The following is a 20,092-nucleotide window of genomic DNA, read 5'->3' as shown; positions in this document are numbered from 1 at the left end:
ATCCACCGCCATCGGGATACCTCATACCCCTGACATAGCGCGGCCTGCGGCAGCCGTCACGACCCGACGTAACCTCAGCCGTTAAAGATCTCTAGTTTCCGTGCGCGCCATGGACGCCAGTCCCGCCCGTGCGAGGCGTAGATAGGGGCGCAAGCTCGGGCGACGGTTACTTAGGCACCTCGTCCCGGGTTGAGGGTTCAGCGATGTTGGGGGTGACGGGGGAACGGCTTTGAGAGCGGTGACGGCAACCCTGACGGCAACGACGGCGCACAGAGACCGTGGATCACGACCAGCAGCGATCAGCCAGCGGGCGGATGGAGCCCCCACCCAACGGCGCGCCCGATCCTACGGATCAGAGGGCCATCTCATGGGGGACACGGCCATGGTGCCTGAAGCGGCGTTGTCGACGGCTGGAAACAGAGTCAGTGGACCCTGTGTGGACCACGTTCTCGTCTGATGGCTGATCCCAGCTGCTGTTACCCGCTCCGCCCCAGGTGGGCGACGCGGGGAGGCGTGCCCGAGCGGCCGAAGGGAACGGTCTTGAAAACCGTCGTGGCAGCGATGTCACCGTGGGTTCAAATCCCACCGCCTCCGCACAGGCCGTAGATGTGCTGGTCAGAAGGGGTGCCCCTGAGGAGGGGCACCCCTTCTGCATGGGCCTGTCTCACCCACCGGGGGCCGGAAGACCGGCAGACGGGTCGAAGGTGATCCCGGCTCGCCGGCTACGGACCGCCGTGGAAGAAGCCGGACTTCAGGTCGCCGACGATGTCGTCGAGTGGATGCCCGCTGACGATGAACGGTCCGTTCCAGGGTGCGCTGAGCGCGAAGAGCAACGCCAGGCTCAGCCCGACCACACTCGCAACACCCACGATGAGCAGGGACGTTCGCAAGCTGCTGCGGAAGACCAGTGCGCCGGCGTTCACGATCAGGGCCAGCCCGCTGACCACAAGGGTGACGACGTAGAGCGTGGGGACTTCGCGCGAGGCGGCCTCGACACGGGCGCGACGACTGCTGGTGACATCGTCCAGGGCGGCCACCAGCTCCGTACTGGCCGGGGTTCCCACCGCGGTCCGGGCCGCCTCGGAACGTACGCTCCGCTCCAGCCGTGCGATGGCGCGAGCGGTGGCTCGGTCGTCACCGGCCGCCGCTGCCCCGCCCTGCCATTCCCTGGCACGCGTGGTCTGCAGGTAGTCGATCAGTGCCGCATGGATCGGCTCCGACCGGACTCGTGGACTTGTCGCCGCCCACGCCAGTCGGGAGGCCGCGGCGGCCTCGGTGCTCACCAGCCCGTCCGCCTCGCGCAGGTAGCCGGCCTCGCTGGCCAGTGAGAGTGCCGCAAAGATCGCGAAGCAGGCGCCGAGCGTGGGCATCAGGGGGGTGACGATCTGCGGCACCCGGTCCCGTTCCCCCGCCGGTACGAGGGCCCGGATGCCGAGCCGCGCCACCGCCGCGACCAGTAAGGCGATCCCGAGCGCGCCCACGACCAGCGCCACCGCCGGCAGCGAGGTCAGCCAGTTCACCACATCACCTACAGCGTGTTCCTGGATTGCCGTACGGCGGCGGCACATCGGCCCCCGCGACCCCGAGCTCCCGCCGGCCCGGAGCGGCTGCTTTCACCGGACGCTTCATGGTCACAGGTCGAAGACCCCTGATGCTCGCGACGCCCCGGCAGTGCACCTCGATTCGTCGGCCGTACAGCCGAGTGCGTCCCGTAGGGCTACGAGGTACTGGTTTGAGTGGGGCACGCGGTCGAGCGGTTCGGTGCCGGGCGGGCCGGCAGGGGCTGCAGCGGTGTGCAGACGGGGGTGGCGACTCCGATGAGTTCGACCAGGCCGTCGCCGCCGGTGGGCGGGGCGAGTTTTGACCAGTTGTTGGCCAGCCAGACGTTGCCGGACTGGTCGAGCTGGACGGCGGTGAGGTGCTGGATGGAATCGCTGCGGTAGCCGCCCCACGGCGACAGCACGGTTCCGGTGGAGGATCCGGCCGGGCAGGCGCCGGTGTTCACGCCGCACAGGACGGAGACGGAGGGGGCGCCGAAGCCGGCGACCCACACACGGTCGGATCCGTCGACGGCGACGGACCAAGGAGCGATGGCCGTCGGCAGTTTGTACACGCCCGCCACGGTGCCGTTGGGCGTGAGGCGGGTGACCGAGTTGCCGACGAAGTTGGGCACCCAGACGTTGTTCCTGGAGTCGACGGCGAGTCCGAGCGGCCAGTCGAGCGACTTGTCCTTGATGGGAGAGAACGAGGTCGGCTTGAAGTCGGGGCCGATGACGGTGAGGCTCCCGCCCGCGTGGCCTTCGGGGGTGCGGTTTTCCATGAGTTTCGCCCCGTTGAAGCGGGCGTTGGACACCCAGGCCCGGCCGTGGCCGTCGATCTGGATGGAGAACGGGTGGTCGAGGCCGCCGCCCTTGATGGTGATCGCCTTCGAGGGGTCACCATGGGGGTAGACGATCACGCTTCCCTGTCCGCGGTTGCCGTGCAGGCCGTAGAAGTTGGCGATCCAGACGTTGCCCCGCTGGTCGACCGCGGTGCCCTGAGGGTGGTTCAGGCCGCCGTTCTTGAATCCCGTGTCGGGCGACAGCGGCTTTCCGGCGGACGAGTACTTCGACATGGCGTCGCCGCCGTAACTGGGCACCCAGACGGAGCCCTCGTGGTCGACGGCGATGCCCCATGCGCCCGCCTTCATGCCGCCGCCGCTGATGGGGCTGTTGAGGGTCGGGTCGCCCACCGGGTCCTGCACGGTGACGTAGGGGCTGGGGTTCCGCGTTCCGGGCAGCCAGTTGTTGGAGGCCCAGACGTTGCCCTTCGCGTCGAAGGCCATACGGCCCGGGGCGTAGACGTAGGGGGCCGTGTAGTGGAGGGCCAGGACCCAGGCCGACGGTGCCGCCGTGAGCGCGGGGCTGTACGTGTGTGCCTGGCCGGCGAGGGCGTACAGCTTGGCGGTGGCCAGCCTGGGGTTCCGGGCGAGGTTGAGCACGGCTTCCGCGGTGTTTGCCGGTGCGCTGCCGTGCTGCGGTGTCGCCAGGCGCAGCATGTCCTGGCATCGGCCGGTGTCCGCTCCCGGCGCGCACAGGGAGACGAGGTTGGCCAGGGTGCCGAGGGTGGCCAGGGTGTCGTTCTTGCTGCCGTTGTTCTGGTCGGTGACGACCCTGCCGGGCCGTCCTGAGGCCGGGTTGGCGAGGTTGTAGGACGTGGCCGCGGCGTTCTCCAGGCCGGGGCTCGGACCGGTGATCCCGCCTCCCTCGCCGGTGAACTGGGCCAGTGCGTAGGTGGCGGCGACGGTGGTGAACTCGTTGACCGTGACGGCTGATTCGGAGTGCTGCGGGACGCCGCCGTCGGGACCGAAGCCCACGACGGAGCGCAGGCGCAACGACTGGTCGCCGGTGGGCGTGGCCTGGACGTACAGCACGGAGCCCGTGGGCTTGTTGGGCCGGATCTCGAAGGCCCCGTTGGCGTCGGTGGTGGTGCGTCCCAGTACCCGGGCCCCCTGCCGGTCTCCGGCGAAGAGGGTGATGTCGGCGTGGGCCAGCGCCTTTCCCGCGCTGGTGACCGTTCCGTGCAACGAGGCCGAGGTGGTGGGGGACGTGGTGGCGGGCAGCCCCGTCAGGGCGAGGGCCATGGTGGCCGATGCGGCCAGGGCGGTGCCTGAGCGGCGTCGCGACGGTTTGGCCTTCCCAACGCCGCGCAGGGCGCGGGGTGTTGATCTGCAGGCGCGCATGCTGGGGGGAAACAAGATCCGGGCCTTTCGTCATGTCGGCACGTTGCGGAACCTTCGCCCGCGGGCCGGGGCCTGACGCGCCGACGGGTCGTGCGGAGAGGACGCAGGGAGGTCGCAGCGAGAGGTCGCAGTGAGGCCGCGCCGTCGATGGCAGGCTCTCGTCACGGCCGGGAGCGCAGCGGCATGGTTTCGGCGCGATCGGGCCTATGCGGCGCCGCTGGACACCGTGCCGCTGGATGCGGTCCTGCCGGACTCGGCGCCGCCGGACCCGTTGCCACTGGCCGGTTCGCGCAGCGTGAACCATCCGATCTTGCGGTCGAACAGCCAGATCAGGCCCAGGTACAGCTGAGGGCCGACCTGACGGACCTCATCCCGTACGCGCCCGCACACCAGGGACGTCCGGGAGTAGTCGATGACGATGCACTCCTGGTCGTCCAGACGGCTCCGACCGGGCCCGACCAGGGCGATGACGGACAGGATGTCCAGCGGTGTGAGCCGGTTGCTGAGATAGCCGTCCGGGCTGAACACCTTGCCCCGCCACAGGACCAGATTCACCAGGGCCGCCAGCAGCCGCACCCCTGTAGGACCGGCCGCCGGGAAGATCGTCCTCCCCTCCATCGGGCCCTTGGGGATCTCGCCCGCCGGACTCTTGCGAAACAGCTCCTCAAGCCGCTGATCGTCGGTTTTCAGTAGCTCAGCCTCGGTAACCATCGCGCTCTTCCTCGGCCCGGCGATCACTGCGGCCGTGGACTGGTCCGTGAGCAAGCCGGTACGCCGGGCACGCCCAGTGATCGTCCAGAGTGAAGGGCCCAGCGCGGAAGCCGGCGCGAGCAGCGGGGAAGGCTCCGGGAATTGACGACGATGACCAGTCCAACCACATGATCACCATTTGGCTTGTTGTCCGCTGCTCTCTCCATCGTGGACCGCATCGCCGCAGCGCACCACTGCTGGATGTCCCGGCCCTGCGGAGCAGAAGGGGTGCCCCTCAACGAGGGACACCCCTTCTGTGTGCGACGCGGTGCCTCCGTCCGCGCCCGTCAGGCGTTCACGCGGAACGCCTCACGTCTTGGAGCCCCGCTGCGCATGCGCTCCCTTCCGGATCCGGTACTTGGCGGAGACCTGGCCGATGAGCTCCCAGAAGCACACCGGGGCGGTGATGGGCGGAACTCCCAGCATCACGAAGGCCAGCAGCGAGCGGGACGCGTGACTGACGCACAGGGCCACCGCCATGGCCGAGGCCGCGAGAAGGACACCCCAAGAGCGGGGCGCGGGCTGGCGTTGCATGGTCGCCCGCAGAATGGACAGAGCCGCCACGAACCACGGGCCGTACACCGTGAGCGGCCACCAATGCGCCAGTCTCATGGGCAGTACGGTCTCGGCGATCGCGCGGAGTTGGGCGTAGGTATAGGAGATGGACCAGCCCAGCAGGGCCGCAGCGCACACCGCGATCACGGTGATGAGGACCGTGACATGGGTGATGGGCCGACCGCCGACGACCAGATGCGGGTCCTCCCGCACGCGGCGCCGGTCGCTTCTGCGGGGCGGTTCGTCCAGGGGGAGGGGGGCCGGGGTCGGGGTGGGGCTCGGTGCCGTGGACAGCATGTGGGCGAGTTCCTCGTCCAGGTTCCAGCCGTTCAGTGTGGCATCGGGCGCCGTGCCGTCCCAGGGCTGCTGGGTCGGGAAGGGGATGGGGATGGCGCTGCCGTACTGGCTCAGCGCGTCGTGCTCTGCTCTCGGCGGGTACTGCGGGCTGTAGAGATGTGCCCCGTCGCTGTACCTGTCCAACTGAAGTCCTCCGTGCCCTCGTTCAGGATGTTCCGTGGGGAGCACGGGACCGGGACGGTGCCGCCGTTACGGCGTCGGCTCTGCCGTGCCGTCGGCAGGCTGCCCGCAGGTATTCGGTTTCCATAGTCCTGATCTTGTTCAGAAAGTCATCCAGCCGGTCCGGGCAGTCGCTGCCACCGGTAGGCCCATGGGTATATCTGATCTGCGGAAGAATCCTTTCTCCGCACCTGTCTTTCCTTGTCACGCACGCATAACGAGCACCGTCGGAGGCGGGGTGTCCGGCGTTCGGGGGATTAAGCCACCCGTGAGGGGTACCGGGACGCGCGACTTAACGCACTTGCCCGATGAACGAATGAAACGTAGAAGGGTTTTCGCCCGGTCGACGGCACCCCTTCCCCGTGCGAATCGCCTCACGGATGCCGGGCCGTCATCCGGGCCGCCGAGGCGATCGTGGCCCGGGCCTCGCGTTCGGACAGGCCGGTGTGGAGCGCCGCGTCCAGCAGGAGGTCGGTGAGAGCGGGGCCGATGCCGTTCTCGTAGGCGCGGCAGGCCGCCCAGAACAGGCGGGTGTTGCGCTGGCCGGCGTGGGCCGCGAGGACGAACTGGACCAGCCCGTTGCCGCGGTCCCCGGCCGGCGGAGGCGCCGCATGGAAAGTGCGCGGCGGCGGGAGCAGCAGGCGCAGCAGGGCGGCCGGGCAGGGGGCGGGAGCCAGGTGTGCGGTGCCCGGGGCGGTGCCGTAGACGCCGTGGTCGGTGCGGGAGCCGGGGCCGACGAGGTAGCCGCCGGCACCCCGGACGTCGATGCCGGGGGCCAGTCGGCCGGCCGAGTTGGGCACGGCGACGTCCGGGGGGCCGCTCAGCCAGAGGTGGCGGCCGCCGCTCGGGGTGAGGACCACGACCGTCTCGGGGATCGTGAACAGGTGCCGCAGGGCCAGCTCGCGCAGGGCGGCCGGGGAGTCCGTGCCGGGCTTGGTGTCGAGGTCGATGCCGATCAGGTGGTGCGGGGGCAGCCCGCAGGCGATGCCGTAGCCGGTGGCCCAGGGGGCGGCGGCGAACAGAGCGCGGATGCGCGCGGGGTCGGTCGAGGCGTCGTACACGCCGTGGCCGAAGCGGCCGCACTCCCCGTGGCAGGGGGCGTGCTCGGGATGGCCGCGGTGCGGGGAGCGCAGGGCCGGGAGTTTCGTCCGGGACAGGGGGATGACGGCCAGGCCGCGTTCGGCGGCTGACAGGGCGTGTGCGAGGGCCAGCGTCGTGGCCTGCCGGTCGGTGGTGGCCATACCTTCATGCTCGTACTCATGTTCGAAAAAGGGAAGAGGGGCGGGGTGAGACACGCCGGGGCGGGGACATCGGCCCGGATGTGCGCCGGAACGGTTCCTCGGTTGGGGCGCTTGGGGTGAGGGCATCCGTCCTGTGCGTGAGTGGGGCGTGGCGCGACGAAAGGTGGCGAAAGGGGTTTATCGACTTGTCATCACGCTTGAGGGCGAATCGAGGCTTCCGGGATGGTTCGCTGGTGATCCGCTGGGCAACTCTGGTCTCGCGACGTCGTGCACAACCGCCAGGAGGGTCGGCCAACTCCCTGGTTAGAAGCCGCAGTTCACGCACTTCCCGTACTCCCGGCCAGACGGCCGACGGGTACCTCGTTCTGGAGGAACAACATGGCAAGCATCCGTACCGCCCGCGTTCTCGCCGCCGTCTCCGCGCTTCCGCTCACGGCCGCCCTCTTCACGGGCGTCGCGGCCGCGGGCAGCGGGGCCATCGCGGACAACGGATCGAATGCGGGCGTCGCGAGCATCGTCGGCAGCGGGGTCGGCCACGACAACAAGGGCAACTCGTCCACCACGCAGCAGAACGCGGTCGGCTCCCACGCCTCGAACCAGAGCAACACCGCGCAGGTCAACGGGTCCGCGTGGACGGCGATCCAGCAGGGCAACCACAACGTCGCCATTCACTTCACCCGCCTGTGGTGAACCGCGCCTGAAGTCCCGTGTGGGGTGTGCTCCGTGGGGTCGTGACACGTCTGCGCGGCGGTGCTTCGGTACCGCCGCGCAGACGTTTTCCACGGCCGTGCCGCCCCGGCCCCCAGGGGTGATCCCGTAGGCGTACCCCCTCCCCCTACGCCTCCAGGAGGTGGAGACGCCCCCACCCCTACAACCTGAGGGGGACTCAGCTTCGGGACCTGCGGCCGATCCGCCGGACCAGGGCCCGCTTCTAGCGTGGAGACATGACCACACCCGTCTGCACCAGCGCCTCGGCCGTCGCTGCATCGGCCAGGCGGGCCCTCCCCCACCCTCGGCTTCGTTCCGGCGCGGGGACGCTCGCGTATCCCTCGTTCTCGTCGTACGTGAGGGCCCGTCAGCCGGTGCTCCTGCGCACCGCCCGGTCGCTGACCGCGAACCCCAGCGACGCGGAGGACCTGCTGCAGACCGCGCTCGCCAAGACGTACGTCGCCTGGGAGCGGATCGAGGACCACCGGGCGCTCGACGGCTACGTGCGCCGGGCGCTGGTGAACACGCGCACGTCGCAGTGGCGCAAGCGCAAGGTCGACGAGTTCGTGTGCGACGAGCTGCCCGAGCCGGAGCCGGTGCCCGGCGAGGACGACCCGGCGGAGCGGCAGGCGCTGCACGACGCGATGTGGCGGGCGGTCGCGAAGCTGCCGGCGCGGCAGCGGGCGATGGTCGTCCTCAGGTACTACGAGGACCTGAGCGAGGCCCAGACGGCCGAGGTGCTCGGGGTGTCGGTGGGCACCGTGAAGTCGGCCGTGTCACGGGCGCTCGGGAAGCTCCGGGAGGATCCCGAGCTGGGGCTGGTCCGGTAGCGGGGCGCATGTGCGGCGGACCGGGAGCGGGCCGATTCCCTCTGTGATGCGATCGATCGCCGGAGGCTAGTGACATACCACGCGGTATGTGAGCAGAATCAGGCCAGCCCTTACCACCGAGCAGGCCAGGCCGCCCCGGGAGGACTCCGTGCTGAGCACGATGCAGGACGTACCGCTGACCGTGACCCGCATTCTCGTGCACGGGGTGCTGGTGCACGGACGATCCCAGATCACCACCTGGACCGGGGAAGGGGAGCCGCAGCGGCGCAGCTTCGCCGAGGCCGGCATCCGCGCGGTACAGCTCGCGAACGCCCTGCGCGACGACCTCGGCGTCCGGGGCGACGACCGCGTTGCCACGCTCATGTGGAACAACGCCGAGCACGTGGAGGCGTACTTCGCGGTCCCCGCCATGGGCGCCGTGCTGCACCCGCTCAACCTCCGCCTGCCGGCAGAGCAGTTGGCCTGGGTCGCCAACCACGCCGGCGACCGCGTGATCATCGTCAACGGTTCGCTGATCCCGCTGCTCGCCCCGCTGCTGCCCCATCTGACGACCGTCGAGCACCTCGTCGTCTCCGGCCCCGGCGACCGCTCCCCCCTCGAAGGCGCCACGGCGCAGGTGCACGACTACGAGGAGCTGATCGCGGGCAAGCCGACGACGTTCGACTGGCCGGAGATCGACGAACGCCAGGCCGCCGCCATGTGCTACACCTCCGGCACCACCGGCGACCCCAAGGGCGTGGTCTACAGCCACCGTTCGATCTACCTGCACTCCATGCAGGTCAACATGACCCAGTCCATGGGCCTGACCGACGAGGACACCTCGCTCGTCGTCGTCCCGCAGTTCCACGCCAACGCCTGGGGTCTGCCGCACGCCGCCTTCATGACCGGCGTCAACATGCTGATGCCGGACCGCTTCCTGCAGCCCGCGCCGCTCGCCGAGATGATCGAGAGCGAGCGCCCGACCCACGCGGCCGCCGTGCCCACGATCTGGCAGGGCCTGCTCGGCGAACTGCGCGCGAAGCCCCGTGACGTCTCCACCCTCACCCAGGTCACCATCGGCGGCTCGGCCTGTCCGCCCTCCCTCATGGAGGCCTTCGACGACCTCGGCATGCGGGTCTGCCACGCCTGGGGCATGACGGAGACCTCCCCCCTCGGCACGGTGGCGCGCCCGCCGGCCCACGCGGTCGGTACGGACGAGGAGTTCGCGTTCCGGCTCACCCAGGGCCGCTTCCCGGCCGGCGTCGAGGCCCGCCTCACCGGCCCGGACGGCGAACGCCGCCCCTGGGACGGCAGGTCCACCGGCGAGCTGGAGGTCCGCGGCCCCTGGATCGCCGCCGCCTACTACAACGGCTCCGGCGCCGAACCCCTGCGTCCCGCCGACAAGTTCACCGCGGACGGCTGGCTGAAGACCGGCGACGTCGGCACCATCAGCGCCGACGGCTACCTCACCCTCACCGACCGCGCCAAGGACGTCATCAAGTCCGGCGGCGAGTGGATCTCCTCGGTCGACCTGGAGAACGCCCTGATGTCCCACCCGGACGTCACCGAGGCCGCCGTGGTCGCCGTCCCCGACGAAAAGTGGGGCGAGCGCCCGCTGGCCACGGTCGTCCTCAGGGAGGGTTCCTCCGCCGGCTTCGAGACCCTGCGCACCTTTCTCGCCGAAGAGCGCAGCATCGCCAAGTGGCAACTGCCCGAGCGCTGGACGGTCATCGAGGCGGTGCCGAAGACGAGCGTGGGGAAGTTCGACAAGAAGGTGCTGCGCAGGCAGTACGCGGACGGCCAGTTGGACGTCACCCGGCTGTGAACGCCGCGCTGTGACAGGTCCGTTGTGACCGGACCAGTGTGACCGCTCGACGATGACGAAGGTCGGTGGGCCCGAGGAAGGGCCCACCGACCGCGGTCAGTTGGTGCCGATCCGCGCCAGCAGGTCGACGAGCCGCTCCTGCACCTCGGGGGTGGTGGACCGCTCCGCGAGGAACAGCACCGCCTCGCCCGAGCCGAGCCGCGGCAGGTCCGCCGGTTCGACGGCGGCCGTGTAGACGACGAGCGGGGTGCGGTTGAGCAGACCGTTCGCGCGCAGCCAGTCGATGATCCCGGCCTGGCGCGGGTGCACCTGCATCATGCCCATCACGACCAGGTTCGGCCGCAGTTGCCCGGCCAGCACCACCGCGTCGGTCTCGCCGGCGGCCCGCGCCACCTGCATCCCGCGCCGCTCCAGCGCCGCGGTCAGCGCCAGCGCGATCTCCGCGTGCTCCTCGATCAGCAGCACGCGCGGCGGGTGCTGCTCGCTGTCGCGCGGCGCGAGCGCCTTCAGCAGTACGGCGGGGTCGGCGCCGTACGCCTCCTCGCGCGACGCCTGTCCGAGACCGGCCGTGACCAGCACCGGGATCTCGGCGGCCACGGCGGCCTGCCGCAGCGACTGGAGTGCGGTACGGGTGATCGGCCCGGTCAGCGGGTCCACGAACAGCGCGGCCGGGAAGGCGGCGATCTGTGCGGCGACCTCCTCGCGCGAGTTCACGATCACCGGACGGTAGCCGCGGTCGTTGAGCGCCTGCTGGGTCGCCGCGTCCGGCGCGGGCCACACCAGCAGCCTGCGCGGGTTGTCCAGCGGCTCCGGCGGCAGCTCGTCGTCCATCGGCTGCGGGCGCGGGGTGTCCGAGACCTCGATCGCACCGCCGGGACCGTCCAGCGGTTCGGGACCTTCGGCGGCGTTCTCGTCCGGTGCGCCTATGGCGTACGAGCGTCCGGGGCCCTCGGTGGCGGGGGCGAGCCGGGACTGCCCGGCGAGCGACGGCTGTGCGGTCGGCGGAGCGGACGGCACGGGGGGCGCGGTCGGTGGGGGCGGAGGGGTCGGCTGCTCGGCCGGCGGGTGCGGGTGGGCCCCCTGTTCCGGGCGCGCCGCCGGGTCGGGCGGCGTGCCCAGTTTGCGTCGGCGGCCGGCGCCGCCCGGCTGGTGCGGGGGCGGCGTCGCCGTCGGCTGCTGCACCTGGGCGGCCTGCCGGGTGAACGGCACACCCTGTCCCAGCGTGCGCACGCTGAACGCCCGTCCCTGCGTCGAGTTCGGGTCGACAGGAGGGGCGGTGGGCGCGGGGGGCGCCTCGGCGGGCAACGGCTGGGCCGCGCGCGGCGGGGCGGCCGCGTGCTCGGGCGGCAGGATCGTCCCCGGAGCCGGGGTGTCGTCGGCACCGGGCCACTGCTGCGGGGCAGGAGCGGCGGGGGCGTTGGCGGGCGGTGCGGGAGGGACGGGCGGCGCGGCCGGAAGGGCGGGCCGGGCGCCGGGGGACGCCTCTGCCGGGAGCGGCTGTGCGGCTGCCGGGGCAGGGGGTGCGGCCGGTGCCGGCTGCGCGGCCGCCGGTGCCGGAAGCGCCGGGGCGGCGACGGGCCGGGGCGGCTGTCCCGGAGCCGCCCGCTTGGGGAGCTGCGGCGCGGGGGCGGGCTGCCCGGGGGCCACCTGCGCCGGAACCGGCTGTCCGGGGGCCACCGGCACGGCCTGGTCGACCGCGCCCTGGCCGGCAGCGCCCTGCGCGGGCACGGCTCCGCTCGGCAGCGCGTGCGGGGCGCGTGCGCCCGGAGCCGTGACGTCGGCGGCGCGAGCCGGGGCAGCGGCCTGAACGGGAGCACCGCTCGCGGCCGATCCCTGCGCCTGCGCCGGAATGCCGGGACCGGCGGGCGCCTGTGCGGGAACTCCCTGCGCGGGCGCGGCCGGTGCTTCCGGCGCCTGGGCGATCGCCCTGCGGCGGCGGCCCGTCGGCGCGTTGGTCGGGTGCGGCTGGGGCGGCGTGTGGTCCTCGGCCTGGTCGTGCGGTACGGCGTCGTGCCGACCGTCCTGGCCCGGCGCGCCCGCACCAGCCACCTGGCCCTGACCCTGAGCCTGTGCGTGAGCCTGGGCAGGGATCGGAACCGGAACCGGTGCCTGAGCCGGTACCGGAGCCTGGGCGCCCGCGCCCTCGGGTGCCGACGTGCGGTCGGCCTCGGCGGGCGGCAGGGCGAAGACCGGCCGCGGGCCGGCCTCCTGCGCCGCGGGGCGCTTTGTCGCGGTGGCCAGGGCACGCCGACGGCGCCCGGGCGCCTGTGCATCGTCGGCCGGCCCGGAGTCGGGCCCCGGCTGCGTACCGGCGGCGGGCAACGCGGGCGGCAGAGCGTGCTGTTCGCCGCCGTCGCGCCGGGTCGGCCGTCCTCCGGCGGGCGCGGGAACGCCCTGCGGCGGTACGGTCCCGCCGAGTCCGGTATTGGCGGCGGCGGCCCCCGCGGCATGCTCGGCCGCCGTCACGACGGCACCCTCGGCCGCACCCTGGCCGCCGGCCGCCGTGGCCTGCGCGTTCTCTGTGCTCGCGGTGCCCTCGGCGGGCCGGCCGCGTCGCCGCCCGCTGCCGCCGGAGGCCACCGCGACCTCGGCGCCGACCTGCGCCGCGGCCTCCGCGGGCTTCTCGGCCGCACGCCTCCTGCGGCGCCCGGTCGGCGCGGGCGCAGCCGCCCCGGCACGGTCGGCCGCACCCGCGACCTCGCTCTCCAGGAACGCGTCGACGGAGGCCCGCCGGGCCCGGCGCCGCCCGCCACCGGGGGACGCCTCGGCAGGCGCGTCCGCGTCGGCGTCCACGTTCTCCGCCACCGGGTTCTCCGCCACCGCGTTCTCGACGGTCGCGAGCTCGGCACTCGCATGCTCGACGCCCGCGGCGACGTCGGGAGCCTTGGCCGCCTTGACGACCCCTGCCCCGCCGCCGATCGGCACCTCGAGCACATACGCACTGCCGCTCATCCCCGGCACATCGTGCGTCTGCAGCACACCACCGTGCGCCCGTACGATCCCGCGCACGATCGGCTCGTGCACCGGGTCTCCCCCGGCGTACGGCCCGCGCACCTCGATCCGTACGCCGTCGCCGCGCTGGGCGGCGGCCACGACCACGGTGTTGTCCAGGTAACTGCCCGAGGACACGGGCGCGTTGCCGGTCGCGTCCACGCCGGCCACGTCCGCGATCAGATGCGCGAGCGCGGTGGCCAGGCGGTGCGCGTCGACCTCGGCCTCGATGGGCGGCGCGTGGACGGCGAGCTGCACGCGCCCCGGCCCGATGAGCTCGATGGCCCCCTCGACACCGGCGGCGACGACGGCGTCGAGCATCACCTTCGTGCGGTTGACGTCCTCGGTGCCCGCGTCGAGCCGCTGGTAGCCGAGCACGTTGTCAATGAGCTGGGTGATGCGCGTGTAGCCCGCGGACAGGTGGTGGAGCACCTGATTGGCCTCGGGCCACAGCTGGCCGGCGTCGTCCGCGGCCAGCGCGGCCAGTTCGCGACGCAGCTCGTCCAGCGGGCCGCGCAGCGAACGCCCGAGCAGCGTGAGCAGTTGCTCGTGCCGCGCGGACAGCGCCTCGTACCGGTCCTTCTCCCGCTCGCCCAGCGCGGCGTACCGCTCCTCGCCCGCCGCGAGTTCCTCCGCGTGCTTCTCGGTCAGCTCCTCGATCTCGGCCGCGTGCTTCGCGCGCAGCTCCTCGACCTCGGTGACGTGCTCCTGACGCAGGGATGTCAGGTCGGAGGCATGCCCTTCGGAGAGGCGCTCCAGCGCCTCGGTGTGCTTCTTCTCCTCGGCGGCCTTCTCCTCGGCGAGGGTGTCGTACGGCCGCCGGTCGGTGAAGGTCAGCACGGCGCCCACGAGCTGGTCGCCGTCGCGCACGGGCGCGGTGGTCAGGTCGACGGGCACCTTCTGGTCGCCCTTGGACCACATCACCTGTCCGCGCACGCGGTGCTTGCGTCCGGAGCGCAGGGTGTCGGCCAGCGGCGACTCGTCGTACGGGAAGGGCGAACCGTCGGGGCGCGAGTGCAGGACGAGGTCGTGCAGCTTCTTGCCGCCGAGTTCACCGGCCCGGTACCCCAGTATCTGGGCGGCGGCCGGGTTGACGAGGACGATCTGTCCGTCGGTGTCGGTGCCCACGACGCCCTCGGCGGCGGCCCGCAGGATCATCTCGGTCTGCCGCTGCGAACGGGCCAGCTCGGCCTCGGTGTCGACGGTTCCGGACAGGTCGCGTACGACGAGCATCAGCAGCTCGTCGCCGGTGTAGCCGTAACTGTCGTACGCCTGCTGCGCGTTCTCCAGGTTCGCGCTGGTGACCTCGACCGGGAACTCGCTGCCGTCGGTCCGCCGCGCGACCATCCGCGTCGGCTTGGTCCGCCCCTGCGGGTCCATGTGGTCGGGCCGCCGCATGGAGCCCGGGATGAGCTTGGAGTCGAACTCCGGCAGCAGATCGAGCAGCCCGCGCCCGACGAGCGCCGTACCCGGCGTCTCGAACGCCTCCAACGCGATCGTGTTCGCGTTGACGACCGTCCCGTTGGCGTTGACCAGGAGCAACGCATCGGGCAGCGCGTCGAGTATGGCTGCGAGGCGAGCAGCGCCTCGGGATGGCCTGCTGCTCACGAGACGCTTCCTCCCTGTTACCGCACCTTGCGCACCGCTTGGGCCATCTTGCCAACGGGCCCGCGGCGTGTCACGCGAGGGAGTCTACGGGCAGCGGTTGCCCCCGCGACGCCGGATGAGAGGGAGGTCGCACGACGAAGTGACGAGGGACCAGCCTTGGCGCGTCCCGGCTCCGCGAGACCTTTGCGGGACCTTTACGGGACCGGGGTCTTCGCCATGAAATGCCCGCGAAACGAAACGCTGGTGGGCGAAGTGTCCGTGAACGAAACATCCGAGCGTGAAATGCCGGTGAACCCCGTACGACGACCGCGCCGGGGGCTCTCTACGAACGCAGGTCGGGCAGCAGCGGCACCATCCCGTCCCACCGGGCGATCTCGCATCCGTCGCCGCGGTCGTACATGGTGTCGACGGGTCGTCCCGCTCAGGTTCCGGTGACACGGGCGGTGGCCGGACCGCCGTACTGCATCGTGCAGGGGGTGTCCGCCGGCACCGGCGCGAAGGTCTCGCTGCCCCAGCGGGTGCGCCGGTCGACGGCGCGGCAGGCGCCGTCCACGTCCGGATGACTACCGCCCCCGGGATGACAGAACAGCTCGTACGTCCCGTCCCACCCATCACCCGCGTCCCGGACGGTGACGACGAGGTGATCGCCGCCCCGGAGGCCCGGCGAGGTGAAGGGAGAGGAAGCAGAGGCGGGTGAGGCGGCGAGCCCGACGAGCGGGGCGGCGGTGGCGGCGGCGACTGCGGTGGCGGCCGCGAGGACGCGTGACGTGATCGGTGACATCGGCATGACCTGACCAACGCCGCACGTCCCCGTACGTTGCGCGGGCGCCCCGCCGACGAGAAGGACTTTGCCCTGCGGCCCGAGTGCCTAGTACCGTGGGGGTCGATTGGTGGCAGCACGCTCGACTGTGTCATCATCTGCAACGCACCGCCCGCGCGCTCGCGAGGGAGGTTGTGCTGGAGGCGTCGCCTAGTCCGGTCTATGGCGCCGCACTGCTAATGCGGTTTGGGCCTTAAAGCCCATCGAGGGTTCAAATCCCTCCGCCTCCGCACCTGATCACCGAAGCCCCGGTCCACACGGACCGGGGCTTCGGTGCTTCCTGCCGTGCCTCCGCGGCGGGCCCAACCTGCCTCGCAACACGTTTCCGCAGGTCAGATGGGGTGTGGGGAATGGATTTCACATGGCGACGGCAGTCATGTAATGTTCTTCCTGTCGCCGCGAGCGGGCCGGAAGGGCCGGGAAACGGAGACGAAAACAAAACAAGCACTCGTAGCTTAACGGATAGAGCATCTGACTACGGATCAGAAGGTTGCAGGTTCGAATCCTGCCGAGTGCACACAGGTCAAAGGCCCCCCGGGATCATCCCGAGGGGCCTTTGACATCAGCCGGTGACATCAACGCGGCCGGAAATGGTGATCACCTATCGGTGTCCGGCTTTTCCTCGCCCTCCGATTTTTCATCCGGCTCATCGAGCCTGAGGGCGTCGTCTATGCGGTCGGCAGCGGCCTGCAAGGTCGTCCCCATCACGTGCGCGTAGGTGTCGAGCGTCATCGTGATCGTGCCGTGCCCCAGCGTTTCCATGATCGTGCGGGCGTCCACACCCTGAGCGAGCAGGAGTGAGGCGCAGGTGTGATGGAGGCCGTGCACCCGCACCCGGCGTACCTTCGCGTCCCTGCACAGAATGGTGAGCATCCGGTTCAAGCTCCGGGGGTCCGTGACGCGACCGGTCACCGTGGTGAAGATCAGCCCCTCGGGCTGACCGGGCGCAGGTTTCCCCGAAAATCAGCTCTCGCCGGATGCGCTGGACGTTCCGGCGGACGCGGAGCTGTCCGGGGCCGTGCTGGACACGCAGAGTGTGCACGCGCCGGTGAACGTGCCCGCCGCCACGACCGGGCTCGATGCGGCCACGCCCGCAGCCAACTGGCCGCGGGCTGAGCCGTTGTGGGTGGCGCGCTAGTAGCCGGTCGTGGCGCTCTTGGAGGGCATGGCCTTCAGCGTGCCGCACAGCGCGGGGGCGGTGGCGACCTGCGGGAGCTTGGGGTCTAGCTCGCTGGGGCCCAGCACGTTGGTGAACTTGCCGCTGCCGTCGTAGTCGATGCCGTGCACGACGATGACGGCCTTGCCGGCGCGGATGTTGCTGGCCACGTCGTTGTTGACGGTGATGGTACGCGAGTACTGGTAGGAGCTGCCCACGGGGAAGCGGGTCACCGCCAGTGCGCTGGCCGGGGAAGTGTCGCCGCGCGTGGTCAGGGAGGTGCCGATCATGCCGTAAGACTTCATGCCGTCGGTGGTGCTGATCGCGGTGTGCCCGTTGAGGTTGGTGGCCGCGGCCGCCGTGGGGCAGGTGCCCATGCCGTTGACGTGGATGTGGGCCGCGTGCGGAACCCCGGCCAGAAGCCCCTTCACGGTCATCCTCACGGTGACCTTGTGACCGGACAGGGACACGGTCGCGGTGCCCGAGCCGGTCACGTTGTTCGTCCGGATCGGAGTCAAGTCGGCCCGCAAGCCGCGCGAGCTGGAGTCTGCGGCTGCCGTCGTCGGGAAGCCCATCGACAGGCCCAGCACACCGGCCGCTGCCAGGGAGGATATTGCCTTTCGCATCTGAAAGCCTCGCTTTCCCGGGATCATCGGCTCGTACGTCACCGAACGCCGGATCAGGCCCTGACCCCGCTGGAACGGGAACCGCCCTGACCTTGTTCCTTGCGTGGGAAAGATCTACCTATGACGGTACCCACGAACCCCGAGACGCCGCACTCCGAGTCCGTCCCAGCGCGAAGCCGCAGTTCCAGGACCTGTGCGTGACATCAGTAGCTGACATCAACAGAGGCGTACAACTGCGCTCGGTCACAGACCCGTAATCGACATATGAGCCGTCAAATCCCAGCGGGCGAGCGGTTTGTGACGGTGCTGCACGCGCCTACGGATCAGAAGGTTGCAGGTTCGAATCCTGCCGAGTGCACACAGAGATCAGAGGCCCCGGAGAGATCCGGGGCCTCTGGCGTTTCCGGGTCGTACAGCAGTGAAATCCAGCAACAGGTGATCGAGATCAGTCGGCGTCGGCCCGGTTGCTACCCATTGCGTCGGGCAGCTTGCCGAGCGTGGCCACACTTCCTCCTCACCTGCCAGCCCCCCTGTTGGCCCGCCGGGCCGTCGGTGGTGATACCGGTGACGTCGGCCGCGGCGGGAAGACGGTTGTGGTGAACGCGTGGGCCTCCTGGTGCGGGCCCTGCCGAGAGGAGACCCCGATGCTGGTGCGGTACCAGGAGAAGACGAAGGACCGGGGCGTCGTCGTGCTCGGGCTCAACGAGGACCACTCGGCCTCCGAAGCCAGGGCCTTCGCCCGCGATTTCCACATGTCGTACCCGAGTGTCCTCGACCCTGACGGAAAGCGGTTCCGCGCACTGGCCAAGGGCCTGATGAGCGCGCAGGGTCTGCCCGTCACGTTCGTCGTCGACACGCATGGCAGGTTCGCGGCAACGGCCGCCGGCGCCCTCACCGAGAACCGCCTGGCCTCTCTCGTCGGCGCCGCGCGGGCCAAGGAGACGGCCACCGAGCACTGAGCGCCCGTTCCACCGTGGCGGAGGTCCGCACATGGACGAGAGGCCCCGGAGAAATCCGGGGCCCCTTGCGTGTCCGGCCGTCAGCGGTTCTGGGCGCGTTCTCGGCGGACGATCGGTTTGCGGCCCTTGACGGTGCTGCCGCGCAGGGCGCGGATCACCTCGGCTGCCGCGCCTTCGGGGACCTCCACCAGGGAGAAGCGGTCGGCGATCTCGATCGAGCCGATCTCCCGCCCGTTCAGCCGTGTCTCGCCGGCGATGGCGCCGACCAGGTCCTGGGGCCGCATGCCGGCACTGCGTCCGGCGCCGACGAACAGGCGGGTCATGCCGCGCGCGGGCGGACCGGCGCCCTTGCGGCCGCGCGGGGCGCGCTCCCTGCCCCGCTCGATCGGCGCGACCTCGGGGATCTCCTCCTCGTCGATCGCCGTGCCGCCCGACTCGTGCGCCAGCTTCACCGCGGCGAGGGCCACGTCCACCACGTCGAACTCGTCCGCGAGGGTCTCCACCACCACACGGAAGCGGTCCAGGTCCTCGTCCTCCAGGATGCTCTCGTGCAGGGCGGCCCGGGTCAGTTCCAGGCGGCGGGCACGCAGGTCCGCGATGGAGGGCACCTTCTCCACGGGGACGCGGCGGCCGGTCGCCCGCTCGATCGCCTTCAGCTGCCGGTGCTCCCGCGGTTCGGCCAGCGTGATGGCCACGCCCTCGCGTCCGGCGCGGCCGACCCGGCCGATCCGGTGGACGTAGGACTCCGGTGCCGAGGGAACGTCGTAATTGATCACATGGGTGAGGTGCTCGACATCGATGCCGCGGGCGGCGACGTCGGTGGCGACAAGGAGGTCCGCGGTGCCGCCGCGCAGGCGCCCCATGACCCGGTCCCGCTGCTCCTGGCTCAGGCCGCCGTGCAGGGCCTCGGCCCGGTAGCCGCGTCCGTTGAGGGTCTCGCTCAACTGGTCGACCTGCTCGCGCGTCCGACAGAAGACGATCGCGGCCTCGGGGGACTCCAGGTCCAGCAGCCTGCCGAGCGCGGCGGGCTTCTGCGCCCGGCGTACGACGTAGGCGGACTCCCGTATCTTCGGGGCCTCGCCCGGGGCCGGGGCCTCCCGCTCGATCTGGATACGGACCGGATCGCTCAGATGGCGCCGGGCCATGGAGTCGATACGGTCCGGCATCGTCGCGGAGAACAGCACCGTCTGACGGTCCTCCGGCACGTTCTCGAGGATCGAGTCGATGTCCTCCGCGAAGCCCATGTCGAGCATCTCGTCGGCCTCGTCCAGTACGACCGTCCGCAGACCGTCGAGCCGGAGCGACCCGCGGGCGATGTGGTCCAGGGCCCGCCCCGGTGTCGCCACCACCACGTCGACGCCGCGTTCCAGGGAGCGCAGCTGGCGTCCGATCGGCTGGCCGCCGTAGACGGGCAGGACGCGGATGCCCATCCCGCTGCCGTAACGGTGGACGGCCTCCGACACCTGGATCGCCAGCTCCCGGGTGGGCACGAGCACCAGGGCCGCGGGCGTCCGTTCCGTACGGTCCCGGGGGATGCTGTGCAGCACCGGCAGGGCGAACGCGGCCGTCTTGCCGGTGCCCGTGGCGGCCTGCCCCAGCAGATCGTGGCCCTCCAGCAGGGGAGGGATGGCCTCGCGCTGGATCGGGGTGGGCTCCTCGTAGCCCAGTCCCGACAGTGCCCGCAGGAGTTCCGGGTCCAGGTGGAGATCAGCGAAACTGACCTGTTCCTCTTGTTCCTCTTGGGCGGTGGCGTCTGTTGCCATGGCGCACCCCTTCCTCCAGGTCCTCCAGAAGGTCTGCTTCCTCC

General features: G+C 71.2%; 13 protein-coding genes, 3 tRNA genes and 1 pseudogene. 7 read left to right on the top strand and 10 right to left on the bottom strand.

The features are described from left to right. Positions 1 to 507 precede the first annotated feature (507 nt). Positions 508 to 594 (top strand) — tRNA-Ser (locus ABZ910_RS28740). Positions 595 to 722: 128 nt separating this feature from the next. On the opposite strand, the gene ABZ910_RS28735 is transcribed toward ABZ910_RS28740, so the two are convergent. From ABZ910_RS28735 to ABZ910_RS28715, 5 genes are all read right to left on the bottom strand, one after another. Further along, positions 723 to 1,520 carry a hypothetical protein gene (locus ABZ910_RS28735; RefSeq protein WP_361370305.1) on the bottom strand — a complete coding sequence of 266 codons (798 nt, stop codon included), beginning with the start codon at positions 1,518 to 1,520 and terminating at the stop codon, positions 723 to 725. A gap of 197 nt (positions 1,521 to 1,717) precedes the next feature. Beyond that, complete coding sequence (locus tag ABZ910_RS28730) at positions 1,718 to 3,622, bottom strand: hypothetical protein (protein ID WP_361370302.1); 1,905 nt, start codon at positions 3,620 to 3,622, stop codon at positions 1,718 to 1,720. A 303-nt stretch (positions 3,623 to 3,925) separates the two neighbouring features. Next, entirely contained in the window at positions 3,926 to 4,432 is a 507-nt protein-coding gene (locus ABZ910_RS28725; RefSeq protein ID WP_361370299.1) for a hypothetical protein, read from the bottom strand. Between the two features lie 348 nt (positions 4,433 to 4,780). Further along, positions 4,781 to 5,506 (bottom strand): DUF2637 domain-containing protein, encoded by a 726-nt coding sequence (locus ABZ910_RS28720; RefSeq protein ID WP_361370296.1) that lies wholly within the window; start codon positions 5,504 to 5,506, stop codon positions 4,781 to 4,783. 410 nt (positions 5,507 to 5,916) lie between these two features. Further along, positions 5,917 to 6,783: a bifunctional DNA primase/polymerase gene (locus ABZ910_RS28715; protein WP_361370293.1), complete on the bottom strand. Its 867-nt coding sequence runs from the start codon at positions 6,781 to 6,783 to the stop codon at positions 5,917 to 5,919. Positions 6,784 to 7,161: 378 nt separating this feature from the next. Here ABZ910_RS28715 and ABZ910_RS28710 point away from each other — a divergent pair, with 378 nt between their 5' ends. From ABZ910_RS28710 to ABZ910_RS28700, 3 genes are all read left to right on the top strand, one after another. Further along, positions 7,162 to 7,473, top strand: coding sequence for a hypothetical protein (locus ABZ910_RS28710; RefSeq protein ID WP_361370290.1), 312 nt, complete (start codon positions 7,162 to 7,164; stop codon positions 7,471 to 7,473). A 254-nt stretch (positions 7,474 to 7,727) separates the two neighbouring features. Next, on the top strand, positions 7,728 to 8,321 hold the full coding sequence (locus ABZ910_RS28705) for a SigE family RNA polymerase sigma factor (RefSeq protein ID WP_361370287.1): 594 nt from the start codon (positions 7,728 to 7,730) through the stop codon (positions 8,319 to 8,321). Positions 8,322 to 8,469: 148 nt separating this feature from the next. Further along, positions 8,470 to 10,125, top strand: a complete 1,656-nt coding sequence (locus ABZ910_RS28700) for a long-chain fatty acid--CoA ligase (RefSeq protein ID WP_361370284.1) — start codon at positions 8,470 to 8,472, stop codon at positions 10,123 to 10,125. A gap of 96 nt (positions 10,126 to 10,221) precedes the next feature. On the opposite strand, the gene ABZ910_RS28695 is transcribed toward ABZ910_RS28700, so the two are convergent. Together ABZ910_RS28695 and ABZ910_RS28690 are read right to left on the bottom strand one after the other, a co-directional pair. Further along, entirely contained in the window at positions 10,222 to 14,724 is a 4,503-nt protein-coding gene (locus ABZ910_RS28695; RefSeq protein WP_361370281.1) for a PAS domain-containing protein, read from the bottom strand. A 322-nt stretch (positions 14,725 to 15,046) separates the two neighbouring features. Beyond that, positions 15,047 to 15,505 (bottom strand): annotated as a pseudogene (locus ABZ910_RS28690) (SSI family serine proteinase inhibitor). A 178-nt stretch (positions 15,506 to 15,683) separates the two neighbouring features. Here ABZ910_RS28690 and ABZ910_RS28685 point away from each other — a divergent pair. Both ABZ910_RS28685 and ABZ910_RS28680 read left to right on the top strand, forming a co-directional pair. Further along, a tRNA-Ser gene (locus ABZ910_RS28685) sits at positions 15,684 to 15,774 on the top strand. A gap of 214 nt (positions 15,775 to 15,988) precedes the next feature. After that, a tRNA-Arg gene (locus ABZ910_RS28680) sits at positions 15,989 to 16,061 on the top strand. An 80-nt stretch (positions 16,062 to 16,141) separates the two neighbouring features. On the opposite strand, the gene ABZ910_RS28675 is transcribed toward ABZ910_RS28680, so the two are convergent. Both ABZ910_RS28675 and ABZ910_RS28670 read right to left on the bottom strand, forming a co-directional pair. Continuing rightward, the gene (locus ABZ910_RS28675; protein ID WP_361370279.1) at positions 16,142 to 16,456 is read right to left on the bottom strand and encodes a tyrosine-type recombinase/integrase; all 315 of its coding nucleotides are present in this window, start codon (positions 16,454 to 16,456) and stop codon (positions 16,142 to 16,144) included. 222 nt (positions 16,457 to 16,678) lie between these two features. Then, positions 16,679 to 17,326, bottom strand: a complete 648-nt coding sequence (locus ABZ910_RS28670; protein WP_361370276.1) for a hypothetical protein — start codon at positions 17,324 to 17,326, stop codon at positions 16,679 to 16,681. A gap of 497 nt (positions 17,327 to 17,823) precedes the next feature. On the opposite strand from ABZ910_RS28670, the gene ABZ910_RS28665 reads away from it, so the two are divergent. Then, a complete protein-coding gene (locus tag ABZ910_RS28665) occupies positions 17,824 to 18,285 on the top strand; it encodes a TlpA disulfide reductase family protein (protein WP_361370273.1) in 462 nt (153 codons plus the stop codon). Between the two features lie 80 nt (positions 18,286 to 18,365). On the opposite strand, the gene ABZ910_RS28660 is transcribed toward ABZ910_RS28665, so the two are convergent. Then, positions 18,366 to 20,048 (bottom strand): DEAD/DEAH box helicase, encoded by a 1,683-nt coding sequence (locus ABZ910_RS28660; protein ID WP_361370270.1) that lies wholly within the window; start codon positions 20,046 to 20,048, stop codon positions 18,366 to 18,368. Positions 20,049 to 20,092 lie beyond the last annotated feature (44 nt).

Source organism: Streptomyces sp. NPDC046805, from assembly GCF_040645355.1.
Classification (GTDB): domain Bacteria; phylum Actinomycetota; class Actinomycetes; order Streptomycetales; family Streptomycetaceae; genus Streptomyces.
This window is presented reverse-complemented; position numbering and strand designations above follow the sequence as displayed.